Source organism: Streptomyces sp. NPDC057253, assembly GCF_042669125.1.
In the GTDB taxonomy this organism is placed as follows: Bacteria; Actinomycetota; Actinomycetes; order Streptomycetales; family Streptomycetaceae; genus Streptomyces.
Window position 1 is genome coordinate 69974 of the sequence record NZ_JBHUXV010000034.1, and the last position, 16299, is coordinate 86272.

The window sequence follows — 16299 nt, forward strand, 5'->3', positions numbered from 1 at the left end:
GCGTACACCCCGGGCTGTACGGCGGGCGGCGGCGACCGAGATCGTCAGAGCACTGGATCGAGATGGGTCAGGACCGAGGCGTCCTCCTCGATGAGCGGTGCGAGGGCCGCGTTGAAGGGGGGACCGTACGGGGCGTTCAGGTGGGTTCGGAAGGCGTTCTCGTCGCGGTACACCTCGAAGATCCAGAAGGCGCGCGGGGCGTCGGCCTTGGTGTACACGTCGAAGGCGAGGTTGCCTTCCTCCGCACGGACCTTCAGGGCGTACTCCCCCAGCAGGCGGGCGACTTCGGCCGCCGCTCCCTCACGCGCGGTGAACTCGGCGTACAGGGTCCTGGTCACGAGGCGGCGTCCGCACGGGTGATCTTCTTCGCGCCCGTCATGATGGCGACCGCGTCCTCCATCGAGTACGCGTCGGGGGTGATGACGCCCGCGCAGCCGCCGAGGCGCTGGATGTGGATGCGGTCGGCGACCTCGAAGACGTTCGGCATGTTGTGGCTGATGAGGATGACACCGAGGCCCTGGTCACGCAGGTCGCGGACGAGTTTGAGGACCTGGCCGGTCTCCCGGACGCCGAGCGCGGCGGTGGGTTCGTCGAGGATGACCACCCGGCCCCCGAACACCGCGGTCCGGGCGACGGCCACGGACTGGCGCTGGCCGCCGGAGAGCGTCTCCACCGCCTGGTTGATGTTCTGGAGCGTGCCGATGCCGAGCCGCTTGATGTGGTCGGCGGCCTGCTTCTTCATCTCGCCGGTGTCGAGCATGCGGAACACCGAGCCGAGGATGCCCTTGCGGCGGATCTCGCGGGCGAGGAAGAGATTGCTGGCGATGTCGAGGGCGGGGGCCACGGCGAGGGTCTGGTACACGGTCTCGATACCGGCGTCCCGGGCGTCCTGCGGCCGCTTGAAGCCGACCTCCCGGCCTTCGACGAAGATGCTGCCCCGGTCCGGGACCAGGGCCCCGGACAGGCACTTGATCAGCGTGGACTTGCCGGCGCCGTTGTCGCCGATCACGGCGAGGACCTCGCCGGGGTGCAGGGTGAGGTCGACGTCGTTCAGTCCGACGACCCGGCCGAAGACCTTGACCAGGCCCTTGGCCTCGAGAACGGGGGCGGTGGCGGTCGTCACGACTTCACACTCCGGATCCACTGGTCGACGGAGACAGCCGCGATCACCAGGACGCCGACTGCGAGGACTTGGTAGTTCGGGTCGATCCCGGCCAGCGCCAGACCGTTGACGAACACCTGCACGATGAGGGCGCCGATCAGCGACCCGAACACCACACCGCGGCCGCCGAACAGGCTGGTCCCGCCGATGACCACGGCGGTGATGGACTGGAGGTTGGCGTTGAGCCCGCTGTTGGGGTCACCGCCGCCGACCCGGCCGACCAGGACCCAGGCGGCCACCGCGATGGTGACGCCGGCCAGCATGTAGGCGCTGAGCAGCACCCGGTTGACGGAGATGCCGGCGAGCCGGGCGGCCTCGATGTCGTCGCCCACCGCGTACAGGTGCCGGCCCCAGGCCGTGTAGCGCAGGGCGTAGCCGACCACGGCGTACAGGGCGATCATGAGGAGGACGCCGTACGTCAGGTTGAGCTGGCCGACGGCGATCGTCTGGCCGCTCCACATCAGGACGTTGCCCGGCTGGAGCGAGATGGTCTGGCCCTTGGCGTAGATCAGGGTGATCGCGGTGAAGACGCTGAGGGTGCCGAGGGTGACGATGAACGGCGGCAGCTTGACCTTGGTCACCAGCAGTCCGTTGACGGCCTGCGCCGCGACCGCGACGACGGCCCCGGCCAGCAGGGCGAGTCCGCCCGGCCAGCCGCTGTCGGCGACCAGCTTCGACATCAGCAGCGAGGCGAGCACCATGACGGCGCCGATCGACAGGTCGATGCCCGCGGTCAGGATGATCACCGTCTGGCCGACGGCGAGCGTGCCGATGACGGCCACCTGCTGAGCCACCAGCGAGAGGTTCTGCAGCGCGTAGAAGCGGTCGTTCACCAGGGAGAACACGATGGCTGCGAGCACCAGGACGATCGCCGGGCTGAGCGCCGGCTGGCGGTGCAGCACCGAGTGGATGCGCTGGCTGAGGGTGGCGGGCCGGTTGAGGAACTCCTCCGCCGGTGCCGGTGTGGCTTGACTGTCCACGTGAGTGGTCACAGGGGGGTCCTTCCGCTGTCTTCCCCGGTACGGCTCATGGGCTCGGGTGGTGCGGGTGCGACGCCGGCGCGCTGACGGCCGGCGTCGCACCGGGGTGGGGCGTCAGCTGCCCCAGCAGGCGGACGCGGCCTGGTCCGGGGACTGGACGGTCAGGCCCCCGAGGGCCTTGTTGGCCACCAGCGCGGTTCCGGTGTCGTAGAACGACTTGCCGTTGGTGACGCTGGGCTTGCTGCCGCCGCGGGCCAGCTTCGCGATCGAGCTCACACCGAGGGCCGCCATCTTGCCGGGGTACTGCACGGCGTCGGCGGCGAACTTTCCGCTGGTGACGTTCTTCAGGCCGGAGCAGCTGCCGTCGATGGCGTAGATCGCGACGTTCTTCTCCTTGCCGGCGGCCTTCAGCGCGTTGTACGCGCCTTCACCGGCGGGTTCGTTGATCGCGTAGACGACGTTGATGTCCGGGTTGGCCGACAGGCAGTTCTCCATCGCGGTGCGCCCGCCGTCGATGGCGCCCTGGGTGGGCTGGTGGCAGGCGATCGTGTACGTGCCGCCCTTGCCGCCGGTGTACTTGCCGGACTTGGCCTCCTTGCCGTTCTCGGTCTTGCTCCCCGGGTCGATGCCCATGCCCTCCAGGAAGCCGTGGTCGCGCTGGATGTCGACGGAGACCACCTGGTTGTTGAACAGGTCGAGCATGGCGATGACCGCGGGCTTGCCGTCCAGGGCGGCGGCCGCGTACTGGCCGTCGAGCTTGCCCGCCTGTTCGTTGTCGGTGGCGTAGGTGATGTCGGCGGTACTCGCCGGGTTGAGGGCGGTGTCGAGGGCGATCACGAAGAGGCCGGCCTGCTTGGCACGGCCCAGGGCGGCGTTCACGGCGTCGCCGTTGGTGGTGATCAGGATGCCCTTGTCGCCGCGCGATATCGCGTTGTCGATGGCGGTGATCTGGGTCTGGGTGTCGCCGTCGGAGCTGCCCGCGGCCACCGTCAGGTCCACGTTGTCCTTGGCGGCCTGGGCCTTGGCGTCCTTCTGCATGCTCACGAAGTACGGGTTGGTGAGCGTCTTCAGGATCAGCGAGACCCCGACCTTGTCGCCGCTGCCCGAGGCGGAGCCGCTGTCGGAGGAACCGCAGGCCGCCAGCGTCACGCCGAGGCACATGGTGACGCCGATCGCTGCCGCCCGGACGCGCGGACTGCGGCGGCCCGACACCTGGCTGCTGGAGAAGTTCATAGCTGATCCCTTTCGGAGCCGTCCCTTGGCCGACGCTGAGACAACGTTGACTGACGGGGATGCTGGACCCATATGGACGAGGGCGTCAAGGGGCTGGTAGACATACGTCGGCAACGAGTGAGTAACGCGCGACCCGGCTGGAGACAACGATGACTCAGGGCGAACCTCCGCCGCGGTCCCCCCGCAGCCGCCCCACGATGCGCGAGGTGGCGGCGCTGGCCGGCGTGGCCATCAAGACGGTCTCGCGTGTCGTCAACGGCGTGCCCACCGTGGACCCGGCGATCGTCGCCCGGGTCCGTGAGGCCGCCGACCAACTGGGCTACCGGCCCAACCTCACGGCCAGCAGCCTGCGGCGCGGGGACGGCCGTACGGCCACCATCGGCATGCTCGTCGAGGACGCGGCGAACCCCTTCTCCGCCGCCCTGACCCGCACCGTCGAGAACGTGGCGCGGGAACGCGGTGTGCTGGTGCTGGTCGGCAGTCTCGACGAGGACCCGGCGCGGGAACGCGAGTTGGCGCGGGCTCTCGTGGACCGCCGGGTCGACGGGCTGGTGATCGTCCCGGCCGGGCGCGACCAGAGCTATCTGATCAGCGAGCAGCGCTCCGGCACCTGCATGGTCTTCGTGGACCGCGAGGCCGGGCTGCTCGACGCGGACGCGGTGGTCTCCGACAACCGGCAGGGCGCCGTCACCGCCGTCGACCATCTGCTGCGGGCGGGTCACCGCCGGATCGCCTACCTCGGCGACCGGGCGTCCATCCCCACCGCCGCGCTGCGTTTCGAGGGGTACCGGCACGCGCTGGAGGTCGCGCACGTCAAGTGCGACGACGAGATCGTGCGGCACGTGGAGGCCAGTGAGGCGGCCGCCATGGCCGCGACCGAGGAGTTCCTGTCACTGCCGAACCCGCCGACGGCGCTGTTCACCAGCCAGAACCTGCTCACCATAGGGGCCGTTCGCGCCCTGCGCGCGCTGGGGTTGCAGCACTCCGTCGCCCAGGTGGGCTTCGACGACTTCCCGCTGGCGGACATCCTCAGCCCGGGCGTCTCGGTCATCGCCCAGGACGTCGAGCAACTGGGCAAACAGGCCGCCGAGACGCTCTTCCGCAGGCTCGACGGCGACGAGGCCCCCACCCGGACCGTCACCGTGCCGACCCGGCTGATCGAGCGGGGCTCGGGCGAGATCCCGGCGGCGGCGCGCCAGAACCGACTCTAGGAGCCGGGTGAGGGGCGCTGTGGCCGGGTCATGGCCCAGCGGATGGTCCGGGTCAGCGCCTGGCCGGTGGGATGCACCGCCATGGTCTCGACGAGGGGCAGGCGGGGCAGCCACAGCATGCTGCGGGCCCAGAGGGGCAGCAGGGCCACGGCGTTGGCGGCCAGGCCGCCGTAGAACGGGCGTACGGCGAGCGGCAGCGGGGGGCGGAGGAGCAGGTACCGGGCGGCGGCGCGGGCTTCGGGGGTGGCGTGCAGTTCGGGGAGGTAGGCGGTGAGCCGTTCGGACAGTTCACGGCGGTCGCGTGGCGGGTCGACGACGCCCAGGGCCTCGGCCACGCGTGCCGTGTCGGCGACGTAGGCGTCGTAGCCGGCGGTGTCCAGGGGTCGGGCTCCGTAGCGTTCGTGGGCGCGCAGGAAGCTGTCCGTCTCGGCGGCGTGCACCCAGCCCAGCAGGTGGGGGTCGGCCGCGTGGTACGGCGCTCCCTCGGCGGTCGTCCCGCGGATGTGCTCGTGGATGTCGCGGACCTGGTCGACGGCCCGCTGCGCGTCCTCGGCGGTGCCGTAGGTCGTCACCGCCAGGAAGGTGCTGGTGCGCTGGAGGCGGCCCCACGGGTCGCCCCGGTAACCGGAGTGACCGGCCACCGCGGCCATGGCGAGCGGGTGCAGGGACTGGAGAAGCAGCGCGCCGAGCCCGCCGATGAACATCGAGGCGTCGCCGTGGACCGTGCGGATCGGGCGGTCCGGTGCGAACCAGCGCGGCCCGGGGGTGTCGTGGATGCGGGCGCGGGTCGCCGGTCCCTCGGGGCCCGCGACCCGGCGGAACAGGGCCTGTCCCAGCTGTTCACGGACCGCGATCAGCATGAATCGGTCTCCCTGGCTCTACCGCTCGGCGGGGGCGCGCCGGGCGTCCCGGTCCGAGGCGGGCCACACGTAGGGCAGGTCGTCGGGGGTGCCGGCGAACATCTCGGCGTACGTCTGCGGGTCCTTGCGCAGAAGTGCCGAGCGGTGGCTCTCGTGGAAGGCCTCGTCGCCGAGCCAGGGCGGCAGTTCGCCGTCGGCGGCCAGTTGCCGCTGGTCGCGCACCGCGGTGCCGGGCCGCGGTGCGGGCAGTCCGGCGAGCAGCGAGGTGGCGCAGCTGTCCTGGTGGCCCTGTTCGCACCAGACCCGGCAGACCTCGAGGCCGTACCGTACGAGCGCCTCCTCGTACCCCGTCCACATCCGCACCGCCGGGTGATGGCGCCAGCCGTATCCGGGGACGGTCAGACCGCGCAGGACCTGAAGGGTCTCGACCCGCTGCTTGCCCAGCCGGCGCCGGTCCAGCAGCAGGGCCGACTGCCGGAAGTCGGGGTCGGGCAGGAAGGTCTGCATCGGGACCCGCTCACTTCCTGCGCAGGGAGGACGGCTTGTGGACCGCCGTCCTCCCGGACTTGGCGCTGCGCACCTCGTACTGCGGGTCCTCGGGCGAGGCGTCCACGGTGCGGCCGGCGGCTTCGGTGCGTCGGGTGATCTTCCGTTCGACCGTGCCCTCGGCGGTGCCGCCGTGGCTGCTCCAGGTGACCTCGTCGCCCCGGGCGAACTTCTTGTCCTGGGCCCTGTCGTCCTTCTTCTTCGCCATCGTGGGTCCTCCGTCCCTGTCCCCGCGGGTCGGGTGGTGCGCCGTCTGTCTGCTCTCCCCCTCTGCTTCCTCGGTGGATCGGCGTTCGGATGCGGTGCGGCTCCCCGTGCGGCGGTCAGCCGCGCCGGTTCAGCCCCTGCCGGCCGACCGTGGCGAGGACCACGGCGGCCGCGCCGGTGCCGAGGACGGCGCCGGCGACCACGTCACCCGGATAGTGCACCCCGGTGTGGATCCGTGAGTACCCCACCGCGCAGGCCAGCAGACCGAGCGGCACGGTGACGACGGGCAGGGCGGGCCCCACCGCCGCGGCGAACGCGACCGCGGACGCGGTGTGGCCCGAGGGGAAGGACGCCGACTCCGGCATGGGCACGTGCCGGCCGGGGAACGGCGAGTCCACGGCTCGGTGCGGACGCGGCCGTCGCACCAGGCGCTTGCCGAGCAGGTTCGCGCTCGCGGAGGCGACCCCGATGGCCGCGACCCCGAGCGCGGCGGCCCGCCGGGGCCGGCCGGGGAACAGCGCGAGCAGACCGGCGACCGTGAACGAGATCTTGGAGTGGTCCGCCGCCGCGGACAGCCGGCGCAGGGCGTGGTCCAGCGTCGGCGTCCGGGTGACGGTCACCGCCTCGTACAGCGCCTGGTCGAGGGCGGCGAGATCGCGCAACAGGTCCCGGGCGACTTCCTGGTCCCACTGGGGTCGGTCAAGCATTGCTCTGCTCCTGGTTCTTGTCGGTCGGAAGGGGAGTTCGGCCGAGGGCCAGCCGGACGACACGGCGCCAGTCAACCGACGGGGCGGTGTACGGCGCTCCGGGACGGTTCCGGGGTACCCGCATCCGCAGGACTCCCGGCCGTACGGTGCACACGACGGGCTGGGGCAGCGTCAGCGCCTCCCCGTCCACGGCCACCGGGATGACCTCCGCGTCGGCCTCGACGATCACGCGCCGGGCGGTCAGCACGGTGATTCCGCGGGCCCGTTCACCCCGCAGCGCCAGTTCGGCGGCCTGTGCCGCGCTCGCTATCCGCACGGCGACCACGCCGAGCTCCCCTCCGTCCAGGCGTGGTCTGCGCCCGGCACCCAGCGGGTCGCCCAGCGCATAGGGGTTGTTGCTCACCAGCAGGGCCTGCGGGTCCTCGATCTGCTGCTCGCCCACCTTGGCCGTCAGCCGCGCACCGGCCTCACCGCCCAGCAGGTCGGGCAGTCGTTCGAGGGCGGTGGCCGCTTTGGCGTCCCGGTACTCGGGGTTCTGCACGATCTCCGCGTACGTCCCGAAGGAGACCGTGTTGACGAAGGGCCGCCCGGCCACGTCCCCCAGGTCGACCCGGATCTCCACCCCGTGCGTGAGGGCGTCCAGACCGGCGGCCGGGTCGTCGCGGTCCAGGCCCAGGTCCATCGCGAAGTGGTTGCGGGTCCCGGCGGACAGCACCATGAACGGCAGCCCGTGCTCGACGGCCACCGCCGCCACCAGGGCCTGGGTGCCGTCGCCGCCCGCCACGCCGAGCAGGTCCGCGCCCTGCGCGACGGCCTCGCGGGCCAGTGCCGCCGGATCCGGGTCGTTGTCGAGGTCGAGCAGGATCACCCGGGCGCCCAAGGCCTCGGCCCGCTCCACCAGCGCGTGCTCGCCGACCTTCCCGCCGCCCGACCGGGGGTTCATGATCAGTACGGGTCTGCGCGGCGGCCGGACCGAGCGGGACCGCCGCCCTCTCGGCGCCCGGAGCCGACGCAGGGCGCTGCGGGCGCTGGCCAGCGCCGCACCCCACAGTGCCAGCGCGACCGCGGCGAACGGCCACAGGCCGGAGACGGCGTACAGCACCAGGACGGCGATGGGCGCCGCCAGCGCCAGCAGGGCGCCGCACACCCGCGCGATGCCCCGGTGTGCCACGGCCCACCACAGGCCCGCACCGGCCAGGGCGATGCCGACGAGGCCCAGCAACAGCAGGAGCCAGTGGCCCGCCGCCACCACGGCCGCGACCACTCCCGCCAGACAGAGCAGCGCGAGCCGGGCGAGGTTCTGCGCCTCCAGGCGGGAGCCGGCATGCCGGTGACCCTGCTGTGCACCGTCCGGCACGGCCTCGTCGTCGGCTCTCGTCGTCTTCATGATCCCTCGGGCAGTCCTGTGAGGGGCGTGTGCCGCGCGCGTGACACCTGGTGCCCGCGGTGCGGAACCCGCCCGGCCTCTCCCGTCCATGATCCGTACGGCATGGTGGCCCCACGATCTCATGCCCGGGCCGGACCGGGACGCCCCCACACAGGTCCGCGGATGCCCTCAACGGGTCACGACATGCCTCTCGTCCGGGACGCAGTGGGTCATGGTCAGTCCCTCCACGTCGCGCGGAGGGTTCTTGCCGAGGTTCGACAGGCGCTTGCGGTCCTCGTCGGTGAGGTCCTGGGAGGCCAGCGGTTCGAGGCCGGCCACGTCCTCCGGGCTGATGCCGAGCCCCTCGCCCACCCGCAGCCCCAGGTCGTTCTCGACCAGCAGGAAGTGCCAGACCATGCGCTCCTGCACGGGCCGGTCGCACTGCGCGAGCAGGTCGGTGAAGTTCTTCACCAGGTCGTCGCGCTCCCAGTCCTCGAGGAGCAGGTAGCGCTGCCCGGCCTGCAGGTAGTCGTTGGTGCGGGGGATCCGCTTGCGCGTGAGCCGCCCGCGGATCTCCGGGCCCTGCTCGTCCTCGGTCGCGTACTGGCCCTCGCGCAGGCCGCCGGTGATGGACGGCTCGTAGTTGACGATCGGGTTCTCGCCCCCGCGGTCCACGTGGTACGTCATCTGGCCGTCGCGCTGGTTGGTGCGCACCTCGGCGTGCTTGGCCTGGTTGACGGGGAGCTGGAGGTAGTTGGGGCCGACCCGGTAGCGCTGGGTGTCGCTGTAGGAGAAGGTCCGGCCGACGAGCATCTTGTCGTCGGAGAAGTCCAGGCCGTCGACGAGGACCCCGGTGCCGAAGGAGATCTGCTCGTTCTCGGCGAAGAAGTTCTCCGGCATCCGGTCGAGCACCATCCGGCCCACCGCCTTGGGCGGGAAGTCCTGCTCGGGCCAGGTCTTGGTGTCGTCGAGCGGGTCGAAGTCCAGCTCGGGGTGGTCGTGGTCGTCCATGATCTGGACCAGGAGCTCCCACTCCGGGTACTCGCCCCGGGCGACGGCCTCGTACAGGTCCTTGGTCGCGTGGCCGAGGGAGTCGGCCTGTACGTTGGCGGCGTCCTCCTCGGTCATGCTGCGCACGCCCTGCTTGGGCATCCAGTGGTACTTGACGAGGACGGTCCGGCCCTCGTCGTTGACCCACTTGTAGGTGTTCACGCCGAAGCCCTGCATGTGGCGGTAGTCCGCGGGGATGCCGCGCGGGCTGAACAGGTTGACCAGCATGTGCATCGACTCGGGTGTCTGGGACATGAAGTCGAAGATGCGGCGCGGCTGCTGCTCGAAGGTGACCGGGTCGGGTTTGAGGGCGTGGATGACGTCCGGGAACTTGATCGCGTCCCGGATGAAGAAGACGCCCAGGTTGTTGCCGACCAGGTCCCAGTTGCCGTCCTCGGTGTAGAACTTCACGGCGAAGCCGCGGGGGTCGCGAGCGGCTTCGGAGGAGTCCCGGCCGCCGATGACGGTGGAGAAACGGACGGCCAGGTCGGTGCGCTTGCCGCGCTCCTGGAACAGCTTGGCGCGGGTGTACCGGCTGATCGGCTCGTCGCCCCAGCTGCCGTAGGCCTCGAAGAAGCCGTAGGCGGTCACGCCGCGGGCATGCACGACGCGCTCGGGGATGCGTTCCCGGTCGAAGTGGCTGATCTTCTCCAGGAACTGGTAGTTCTCCAGCGTGGCGGGCCCGCGGGCGCCGACGGTGCGCTGGTTCTGGTTGTCGTGGACCGGGTGGCCCTGGCGGTTGGTGAGTACCTCGCGGTCGTCCCCGGGAGCGGGACCGGTACCGGACACATCCGTCATGATCTAGGGCTCCTTCGGTTCGTGGCCGACGGCGGGCCCCGGCACAGCGGGCGACCTCCGGCCAGTGGTGGCGGATCACCCGAGTACCCGGTCGGCTCACGCCACTCACGCGATGGATGCCGGCCCTCGCGACGAGGTCGACCCGCCCGACGAGGTGGGCCCGCACGCCGGGTGGGTGCGGGCCCGGGGGATCACGCGCCCGCCACCAGCGCGTCGCCGCCGGGGCGGACGCCGGACGTGCCGGAGGCGGACGGGGTGCCGGACGCGCCGGACAGCTGGCGGCGGGCCGCGGTCAGCGCGGAGTCGATGTCCCGGGTTCCTGTGGCGATGCACAGGGTGTAGGAGACGTCCTCGAGGCGCTGACGTGCCTCGACGCTGCCGTCCTCCGCGTGGAGCACCCGCAACGCCTCGTAGCGCTCGAGGAGATCGGTGAGAAGGACGGGGTGGGCCATGAGCATGGTGTGCTCCTCCAGCTGAGCAGTGGAAGTGAGGACTGCGCCACGGAAGAGCCTCGGGCGGCAGGCACCAAGAAGAGCCGCTTCGGCCGCTTCCGCGGTGGGCCTGTGATCCCAAGCACCTGACCGCCGTCTGCCCCCGCCCCGGCGGACCAAACCATGACCGGCGGGGCCCGGGGCGATGGGGGTTCCCCACCTCGCACGACGCCGCGAGGTCAGTCCCGGCGGGCGCCGACGTCGCCGTTGACGGTGGTCAGCGTCATGGTGTGGTCCTGGTCGGCGTGTCGCACCGGGACGGCCACCGTGGCGCGGCCGTTGTCAGTGGTCGCGGTGACCCGGTAGGCGGGGCTGTCGTGCGGCACGGTGACGTCGACGGAGCCGTTGACGGTCGTGGCCGTGACACCCGAGGGGACCGCGGCACAGCCGAGCAGCACGTCCCCGTTGGTGGTCGCGGCATACAGCCGGCGCGCTTCTACGGCCGTCGCGCGCACCGAGCCGTTGCGGGTGGACAGCCGCACGTCGGCGCCGTCCCGGCCCGAACGGGTCAGCGTCACATCGCCGTTGACGGTGGTGACGTCCAGGGCGGCGGCGACACCCGCCACGTCTACGCCGGCATTGCGCGCGGTGGCCGTGACGTGCATGCCGTCGGGGATCTCCACGTACGGCATCCGGGGGCAGTCCCCGTCGCCCTCGCTGCGGTCGGCGCACGTCAGGTCGAGCGTCCAGACGTCCTTGTGGTGCGACCAGTGTCCTTCGACGCGGTCGTCCACCGTGACGTGGTCACCGTCGGCGGGGCGCAGCCGCAGGCCGTTGTCGGTGGCGATCACCACCTGTTCGCCCGAGGCCGCTCCGCGGAGCGTCTGCGGGCCGTGTGCTCCCCCGCCGTGGTCATCGCTGCACGCCACGGCGAGCGGCAGCAGCGCCGCCATGGCGAGGAGTAACGTCGAACGCCGTTTCGGCAAAGCCTTCATAGCTCGTCGGATGCCCCGCTCCCCCGCGGCCATGACGGCGGGGCGGCGGGCGGCGGGACGGCGGGCGGCGGGACGGCGGGGCGGCGGGCGGCGGGACGGCGGGCGGCGGGACGGCGGGCGGCGGGACGGCTTGCTTACGGCACCGGCACCGAGTCCGTGTCCTGCGCGCCCTCGGTGGCCGCCAGAGCCCTGTTGCGACGCACCGAGGACCAGAAGGACCAGCCGATCAGGACCACGCCGACGAGGCCGGTGATGATCTCGTTGATCTCGTACTGGATGGTGACCATGAGGATCACCGCGAGGGCGCCGATCGCGTAGTGGGCGCCGTGCTCCAGGTAGACGTAGTCGTCGAGGGTGCCCTGGCGGACCAGGTACACGGTCAGCGACCGGACGTACATCGCGCCGATGCCGAGGCCCAGCGCCATCAGGACGATGTCGTTGGTGATGGCGAACGCGCCGATCACGCCGTCGAAGGAGAAGGAGGCGTCGAGGACTTCGAGGTAGAGGAACATGAAGAAGGCGGCCTGGCCCGCGAGTTGGACCGCCGACCCCGAGGAGCCGGAGCGTTCGGCCGCTTCCTCGCGTTCCTCCTCCTCTTCCAGCCGGTTCTCGAAGTAGCCGGACAGGCCCCCGACGACCATGTAGGTGATCAGACCCGCGACACCGGAGATCAGGACGGTCTGCGCCTTGTCGACATGGGCGCCGCCGTGCTGGTGGGCGTGGGTGGCGAAGGTGAACGCGGTGATCAGCAGGACGACCAGGGCGATGCAGACCGACAGCATGTCGACCTTGCCGAGCTTGGCCAGCGGACGCTCCAGCCAGGCCAGCCACTTGATGTCCCGGTCCTCGAAGATGAAGTCCAGGAAGATCATCAGCAGGAACATGCCACCGAACGCGGCGATCGCCGGGTGCGCGTCGGTCACCAGCTGCTGGTAGCGGTCCTTGTCGGTCAGCGCCAGTTGGACCGCGTCGTACGGGTTGAGTTTCGCGGTGATCGCGACGATGACGACCGGGAAGACCAGCCGCATGCCGAACACGGCGATCAGGACGCCGACGGTGAGGAAGATCCGCTGCCAGAAGGCGTTCATCTTCTTCAGGATTCCGGCGTTGACCACCGCGTTGTCGAACGACAGCGAGATCTCCAGCACGGCCAGGATCGCCACGATGCCGAACGCGGCCCATCCGTCGTACAGCACTCCCACGGCCAGGCCGAGCGCGGTCACCGCGAACGCCCAGCGGAAGGTCTTCAGAATCACTGGCACCAAGTCCTGTTGTCGGGCGGTCGCCGGAGACGGGCGCGAGAGCCCGTGGCGTCACGGGCGTTGTCTATCACGGCGGTCCGTCGCCCAGGTGTCCTGGGGGTCGGGTTTCATGCACCGGCGGGTGCTCGTACCGCGAGAAGGGCGACGTCGTCGTCATTGCGGACGTGCCGGACCCGCCGCAGCACCTGGTCGGTGAAGGAGGTCAGGGGGCGGTGGGCGAGGGAGGCCGCGTGTCTGCGCAGGTGCTGCATGCCTTCGTCGAGGGTCTGGCCGGGTGCCTCGATCAGTCCGTCGGTGTACAGCAGCAGGGTGGACCCGGGCGGCAGCACGGCGCTCGCGTCGGTGCGCGGGGTGCGGACCCCGGTGCCCAGGAGGATGCCGTGACCGTCGGTGAGGAAGTGCGCCAGGCCGTCGTGGCTGATCAGCAGCGGTGGGGGGTGACCGGCGTTGGTCCAGGTCAGCTCCCAGTGGCAGTCGTCCCGCTCCTCGACCCGGGCGAAGATCATGGTGGCCATGCTGACGTCGGTGATGTGCATGACGGCCTCGTCGAGCCGGGCCACGATGGCGCTCGGTGGTTCCTTGTGGGCCCAGGCGTAGGCGCGGAGCATGTTGCGCAGCTGCGCCATGCCGGCCGCGGCCTCCAGGTCGTGGCCGACGACGTCCCCGACGGCCAGCGCGGTGGCGCCGTCGGACAGGGAGAAGGCGTCGTACCAGTCGCCGCCGACCTGTGAGGCGTCGGGGGCGGGCAGATAGCGGGCCGTCATCTCCAGTCCGGGCACCCGCGGCATCTGGGGCAGCAGATGGTTCTGCATGGTCTCGGCGACCTTGCGCTGACGCTGGTAGAGACGTGCGTTGTCCAGGGCCAGTCCGGCACGGCGGGCGATGTCCTCGATCAGGGGGAGATCGGCGGTGGTGAAATCCACCTGGTCCTGGGCGCGGCCGAGGGTCAGGGCGCCCAGCACCGCACGGGTGCTGCGGATGGGGGCGATGACGGCGGAGCGGATACCGGTGGCCTTGAACAGGCGGCGCTGCTCGACGGCGATGCCGGAGTCCGGTTCCCGCTGGTAGGTGCGCGGGCCGGCCAGCGCGGAGGCCACCCCGCGCAGTGCCCGGGACAGGGGCATCGGGGAGTCCTCGGGGACGGGCGGCATCGGTCCCTGGAGGTCTTCGTGGCTGACCAGGCCGTCGCCCTCCGCGTGGACGACCGCGGTACGCCACACCTCGTCCCGCTCGGTGATGAGGTCGACGACGACCCAGTCCGCCAGCCGGGGCACCACGAGCTCAGTGAGCCGGCGCAATGCCTCCTCGACGTCGAGCGTGGACGTCAGCCGGGTGGTGGTCTCGGCCAGCAGCGCGAGCCGCTGGAGTTCCGGCATCGGCTCGGGGGCCGCGTCCGCGTGCGGGCGGCGGCCGCTCTCCGGGGTGCGCAGGGCGTGCAGGAGCACCAGCGTGGCATCCTCCACGCCGCCCCCCTCGTACGGGGTGATCATCCAGGAGACCGGCAGCAGGGTGCCGTCCCCGCACTCGAAGTAGTCTTCCTCGGCCTGTGCGGTCAGCCGGGCGTGGAAGGCCTGGCGCATGCGGCACTGGCTCCTCGGCAGGGGGTGGCCGTGGGCGTCCCGGTGCAGCAGGTCGTGCGCGTCACGGCCGAGGAAGCGCTCGGCGGGCCGGACCAGCAGCTGTTCGGCATGGGCGTTCACCGCGAGGACACGGCCCTCCGCGTCCACAACGTACGCAGCGGTCCCGATGGCCTCCAGCACGCGGGGCAGCCCGGCGGCGGGGACCGCTGGTGATCGTTTCCCGAGGGGCTCGGTGTCCTCCGGCCCTGCCATGTGGCGCTCTCCTCGCTGATCAGCCGCGTGCGTCGGCGCACGTTGGGTCGGTTCACGGGACCCGTCGGTTCCGCTCTTCCCGGGTGCCCCGGCATCGGTGCATCCAGCCTCACCCACTGAGACGTCCGTGAAACCGGGTTCCCCCGGGTCGCCGAGGGAATGCGGGCCGGCCGAAGCGCCTGGTCGCAGGGGAGGCGACCGAGGTCTCGCGAGGCGTCGTCGTGGATGTCGACGGGGTGCCGCGGTGGACCGGCCCTCCGGACGGCCGTACCAGGCGTCTGTGGCGAGCGCCGCCCGGCGCGCCCCCCGGCGCTTCCGTGCGCTGGGGGAAGTCTGGCCGAATTCCCTCTGCGTGCAAGGGACTTGGCCGCGCGCTGGGTATCCGTGGAGAGAGCGGCGCGAGCGGGCGTCAGAGGGAGGGCCGGGGCTGTGGCACGTCTGGCGTGGACGTCCGGCCCCCTCCCGTCGCGTCGGCTGCGGAAGCGGCTTCTCGTACGCCGGCTGCGCGCCGAAGGGCTCTACGGCCCCAGGCTCCGTGAGGTGCTGCCCGCCTTCGCCGGTGTCGTGGTGGTCGTGTGCGCGGTGGTCGCCGCGCTCACCGTGGGCTACCACGCCGTCGGGATCGCCGTCCCGGTCGCCGGTGCGGCGTTCCTGGCGCTGGGCGTGGTCGCCGGGGTCCGGCGCGGGCGCCCCGGTGCCCGCCGTCGCCTCGGGTACTACACCGCTGACGAGCTGTTCGCCCTCGACACCGAGGGGCTCGCGCTGGCGGTAGCGCGGATGCTGCGCCGGGACGGGTGGCGGGTACGGCTGCTGCCCGCGCCGGACCGGCCGCGTCTGTGTGCCCGGGACGCGGCCGGTCGCCGTATCGACGTGGCCTTCCGGCCGGTGGCGGAGCCCCTCCCGGACGAGGACCTGCCGCATCCCCACCCGCACCGCGGGGACCGGGAATCGCCGCTGCGCCTGGTCGTGCACCGTGGTGTCTTCAGCGCCCGCGACGTCCGCTGGGCCCGGCGCGAGGAGACGATCCGGCTGCTGGACGGTCCCGACCTCCGGCGCTGGGCGGCGGGTACGCGCCTCAACGACCTGTTGGCGCGGGAGAACTGACGGATCGTGAGGTTCTCCGAGGGAGGTCGCTCAGATCCGCCCGCCGGTCAGACGGGTGATCGGACCGTGGGTGTGGCGTCCGGCACGGCGGCCCACCGCGTACGAGGTCGCGCTGAGCACCGTCAGGCCCGCGCCCACGCCCGCGGCGATGAGCTTGCGCTGGGCGACCACCGTCCAGGCCGTCTTGGCGACGGCCGCGGCCTGCCCCGAGGCGGCGATGACGGTCTGCCGGCCGGCCTCGACGCTCTTGGCCGCGGTGTGCGCGGCCCCACTGGCCGCCTTGGCCGCACGCTCCGTCGCGTCCTTGCCCGCTGACGCGGCGTCATCCGTCTTCGTGGCAACCGTCTTGGCCGCCTTGGACGCCGGGGCGGTGGCCTTCGCCGTGGTGCGCCGGGCCTTGGACGCGGTCGCCCGGGTCGGCGCGGAATCTTGGTTCGTCTGCTCGTTCGATTCACTCATGGACATCGCGTTACCGCTCGCTCCGACGGCAAACACGCTCCGCCGAGAGCGTTTCGCCGCGCGGCCGCGGGTTGCGGCCCGGCGCGGGGTGAGCCC

General features: G+C 71.8%; 17 protein-coding genes. 2 read left to right on the forward strand and 15 right to left on the reverse strand.

Features of this window, described 5'->3' with window-relative positions; all coding sequences use genetic code 11:
* Positions 1 to 44: 44 nt before the first annotated feature.
* The 4 genes from ACFULQ_RS20400 to ACFULQ_RS20415 all read right to left on the reverse strand — a co-directional run bounded on the left by ACFULQ_RS20400 (position 45) and on the right by ACFULQ_RS20415 (position 3375).
* Positions 45 to 338, reverse strand: coding sequence for a putative quinol monooxygenase (locus tag ACFULQ_RS20400; protein ID WP_383545914.1), 294 nt, complete (start codon positions 336 to 338; stop codon positions 45 to 47).
* Positions 335 to 1123, reverse strand: a complete 789-nt coding sequence (locus ACFULQ_RS20405; protein WP_383545915.1) for an ATP-binding cassette domain-containing protein — start codon at positions 1121 to 1123, stop codon at positions 335 to 337. Before ACFULQ_RS20405 ends, ACFULQ_RS20400 begins: the two co-directional genes overlap by 4 nt.
* Complete coding sequence (locus ACFULQ_RS20410) at positions 1120 to 2154, reverse strand: ABC transporter permease (protein ID WP_383545917.1); 1035 nt, start codon at positions 2152 to 2154, stop codon at positions 1120 to 1122. Before ACFULQ_RS20410 ends, ACFULQ_RS20405 begins: the two co-directional genes overlap by 4 nt.
* 102 nt (positions 2155 to 2256) lie before the next feature.
* On the reverse strand, positions 2257 to 3375 hold the full coding sequence (locus tag ACFULQ_RS20415; protein ID WP_383545919.1) for a substrate-binding domain-containing protein: 1119 nt from the start codon (positions 3373 to 3375) through the stop codon (positions 2257 to 2259).
* A 149-nt stretch (positions 3376 to 3524) separates the two neighbouring features.
* On the opposite strand from ACFULQ_RS20415, the gene ACFULQ_RS20420 reads away from it, so the two are divergent.
* Complete coding sequence (locus ACFULQ_RS20420) at positions 3525 to 4586, forward strand: LacI family DNA-binding transcriptional regulator (RefSeq protein ID WP_383545921.1); 1062 nt, start codon at positions 3525 to 3527, stop codon at positions 4584 to 4586.
* On the opposite strand, the gene ACFULQ_RS20425 is transcribed toward ACFULQ_RS20420, so the two are convergent.
* The 10 genes from ACFULQ_RS20425 to ACFULQ_RS20470 form a co-directional block, all read right to left on the reverse strand.
* Complete coding sequence (locus ACFULQ_RS20425) at positions 4583 to 5446, reverse strand: oxygenase MpaB family protein (protein ID WP_383545923.1); 864 nt, start codon at positions 5444 to 5446, stop codon at positions 4583 to 4585. The two genes, ACFULQ_RS20420 and ACFULQ_RS20425, sit on opposite strands and share 4 nt — an antisense overlap.
* Before the next feature lie 18 nt (positions 5447 to 5464).
* On the reverse strand, positions 5465 to 5953 hold the full coding sequence (locus tag ACFULQ_RS20430) for an MSMEG_6728 family protein (protein ID WP_383545925.1): 489 nt from the start codon (positions 5951 to 5953) through the stop codon (positions 5465 to 5467).
* A gap of 10 nt (positions 5954 to 5963) precedes the next feature.
* Positions 5964 to 6200 carry a DUF2945 domain-containing protein gene (locus ACFULQ_RS20435; RefSeq protein WP_383545927.1) on the reverse strand — a complete coding sequence of 79 codons (237 nt, stop codon included), beginning with the start codon at positions 6198 to 6200 and terminating at the stop codon, positions 5964 to 5966.
* Positions 6201 to 6315: 115 nt separating this feature from the next.
* Positions 6316 to 6906, reverse strand: a complete 591-nt coding sequence (locus ACFULQ_RS20440; RefSeq protein ID WP_383545928.1) for a phosphatase PAP2 family protein — start codon at positions 6904 to 6906, stop codon at positions 6316 to 6318.
* Positions 6899 to 8293: a diacylglycerol/lipid kinase family protein gene (locus tag ACFULQ_RS20445; protein WP_383545929.1), complete on the reverse strand. Its 1395-nt coding sequence runs from the start codon at positions 8291 to 8293 to the stop codon at positions 6899 to 6901. Before ACFULQ_RS20445 ends, ACFULQ_RS20440 begins: the two co-directional genes overlap by 8 nt.
* Positions 8294 to 8461: 168 nt before the next feature.
* A complete protein-coding gene (locus ACFULQ_RS20450; RefSeq protein WP_383545930.1) occupies positions 8462 to 10120 on the reverse strand; it encodes a catalase in 1659 nt (552 codons plus the stop codon).
* 191 nt (positions 10121 to 10311) lie between these two features.
* Positions 10312 to 10578, reverse strand: coding sequence for a DUF5133 domain-containing protein (locus tag ACFULQ_RS20455; RefSeq protein ID WP_383545932.1), 267 nt, complete (start codon positions 10576 to 10578; stop codon positions 10312 to 10314).
* A gap of 212 nt (positions 10579 to 10790) precedes the next feature.
* Entirely contained in the window at positions 10791 to 11546 is a 756-nt protein-coding gene (locus tag ACFULQ_RS20460) for a DUF4097 family beta strand repeat-containing protein (protein WP_383545934.1), read from the reverse strand.
* Positions 11547 to 11680: 134 nt separating this feature from the next.
* Complete coding sequence (locus tag ACFULQ_RS20465) at positions 11681 to 12802, reverse strand: DUF475 domain-containing protein (RefSeq protein WP_383545935.1); 1122 nt, start codon at positions 12800 to 12802, stop codon at positions 11681 to 11683.
* A gap of 113 nt (positions 12803 to 12915) precedes the next feature.
* Positions 12916 to 14640, reverse strand: coding sequence for a SpoIIE family protein phosphatase (locus ACFULQ_RS20470; RefSeq protein ID WP_383545937.1), 1725 nt, complete (start codon positions 14638 to 14640; stop codon positions 12916 to 12918).
* A 429-nt stretch (positions 14641 to 15069) separates the two neighbouring features.
* Here ACFULQ_RS20470 and ACFULQ_RS20475 point away from each other — a divergent pair, with 429 nt between their 5' ends.
* Positions 15070 to 15744: a hypothetical protein gene (locus ACFULQ_RS20475; RefSeq protein ID WP_383545939.1), complete on the forward strand. Its 675-nt coding sequence runs from the start codon at positions 15070 to 15072 to the stop codon at positions 15742 to 15744.
* 30 nt (positions 15745 to 15774) lie between these two features.
* On the opposite strand, the gene ACFULQ_RS20480 is transcribed toward ACFULQ_RS20475, so the two are convergent.
* Positions 15775 to 16209: a hypothetical protein gene (locus tag ACFULQ_RS20480; RefSeq protein WP_383545940.1), complete on the reverse strand. Its 435-nt coding sequence runs from the start codon at positions 16207 to 16209 to the stop codon at positions 15775 to 15777.
* Positions 16210 to 16299 lie beyond the last annotated feature (90 nt).

What these genes read in the sequence shown, in the direction of transcription:
- ACFULQ_RS20415 (WP_383545919.1), bottom strand. Translation starts at nt 3,375, where the DNA reads ATGAACTTCTCCAGCAGCCAGGTGTCGGGCCGCCGCAGTCCGCGCGTC.
- ACFULQ_RS20420 (WP_383545921.1), top strand. Translation starts at nt 3,525, where the DNA reads ATGACTCAGGGCGAACCTCCGCCGCGGTCCCCCCGCAGCCGCCCCACG.
- ACFULQ_RS20425 (WP_383545923.1), bottom strand. Translation starts at nt 5,446, where the DNA reads ATGCTGATCGCGGTCCGTGAACAGCTGGGACAGGCCCTGTTCCGCCGG.
- ACFULQ_RS20430 (WP_383545925.1), bottom strand. Translation starts at nt 5,953, where the DNA reads ATGCAGACCTTCCTGCCCGACCCCGACTTCCGGCAGTCGGCCCTGCTG.
- ACFULQ_RS20435 (WP_383545927.1), bottom strand. Translation starts at nt 6,200, where the DNA reads ATGGCGAAGAAGAAGGACGACAGGGCCCAGGACAAGAAGTTCGCCCGG.
- ACFULQ_RS20440 (WP_383545928.1), bottom strand. Translation starts at nt 6,906, where the DNA reads ATGCTTGACCGACCCCAGTGGGACCAGGAAGTCGCCCGGGACCTGTTG.
- ACFULQ_RS20445 (WP_383545929.1), bottom strand. Translation starts at nt 8,293, where the DNA reads ATGAAGACGACGAGAGCCGACGACGAGGCCGTGCCGGACGGTGCACAG.
- ACFULQ_RS20450 (WP_383545930.1), bottom strand. Translation starts at nt 10,120, where the DNA reads ATGACGGATGTGTCCGGTACCGGTCCCGCTCCCGGGGACGACCGCGAG.
- ACFULQ_RS20455 (WP_383545932.1), bottom strand. Translation starts at nt 10,578, where the DNA reads ATGCTCATGGCCCACCCCGTCCTTCTCACCGATCTCCTCGAGCGCTAC.
- ACFULQ_RS20460 (WP_383545934.1), bottom strand. Translation starts at nt 11,546, where the DNA reads ATGAAGGCTTTGCCGAAACGGCGTTCGACGTTACTCCTCGCCATGGCG.
- ACFULQ_RS20470 (WP_383545937.1), bottom strand. Translation starts at nt 14,640, where the DNA reads ATGGCAGGGCCGGAGGACACCGAGCCCCTCGGGAAACGATCACCAGCG.
- ACFULQ_RS20480 (WP_383545940.1), bottom strand. Translation starts at nt 16,209, where the DNA reads ATGTCCATGAGTGAATCGAACGAGCAGACGAACCAAGATTCCGCGCCG.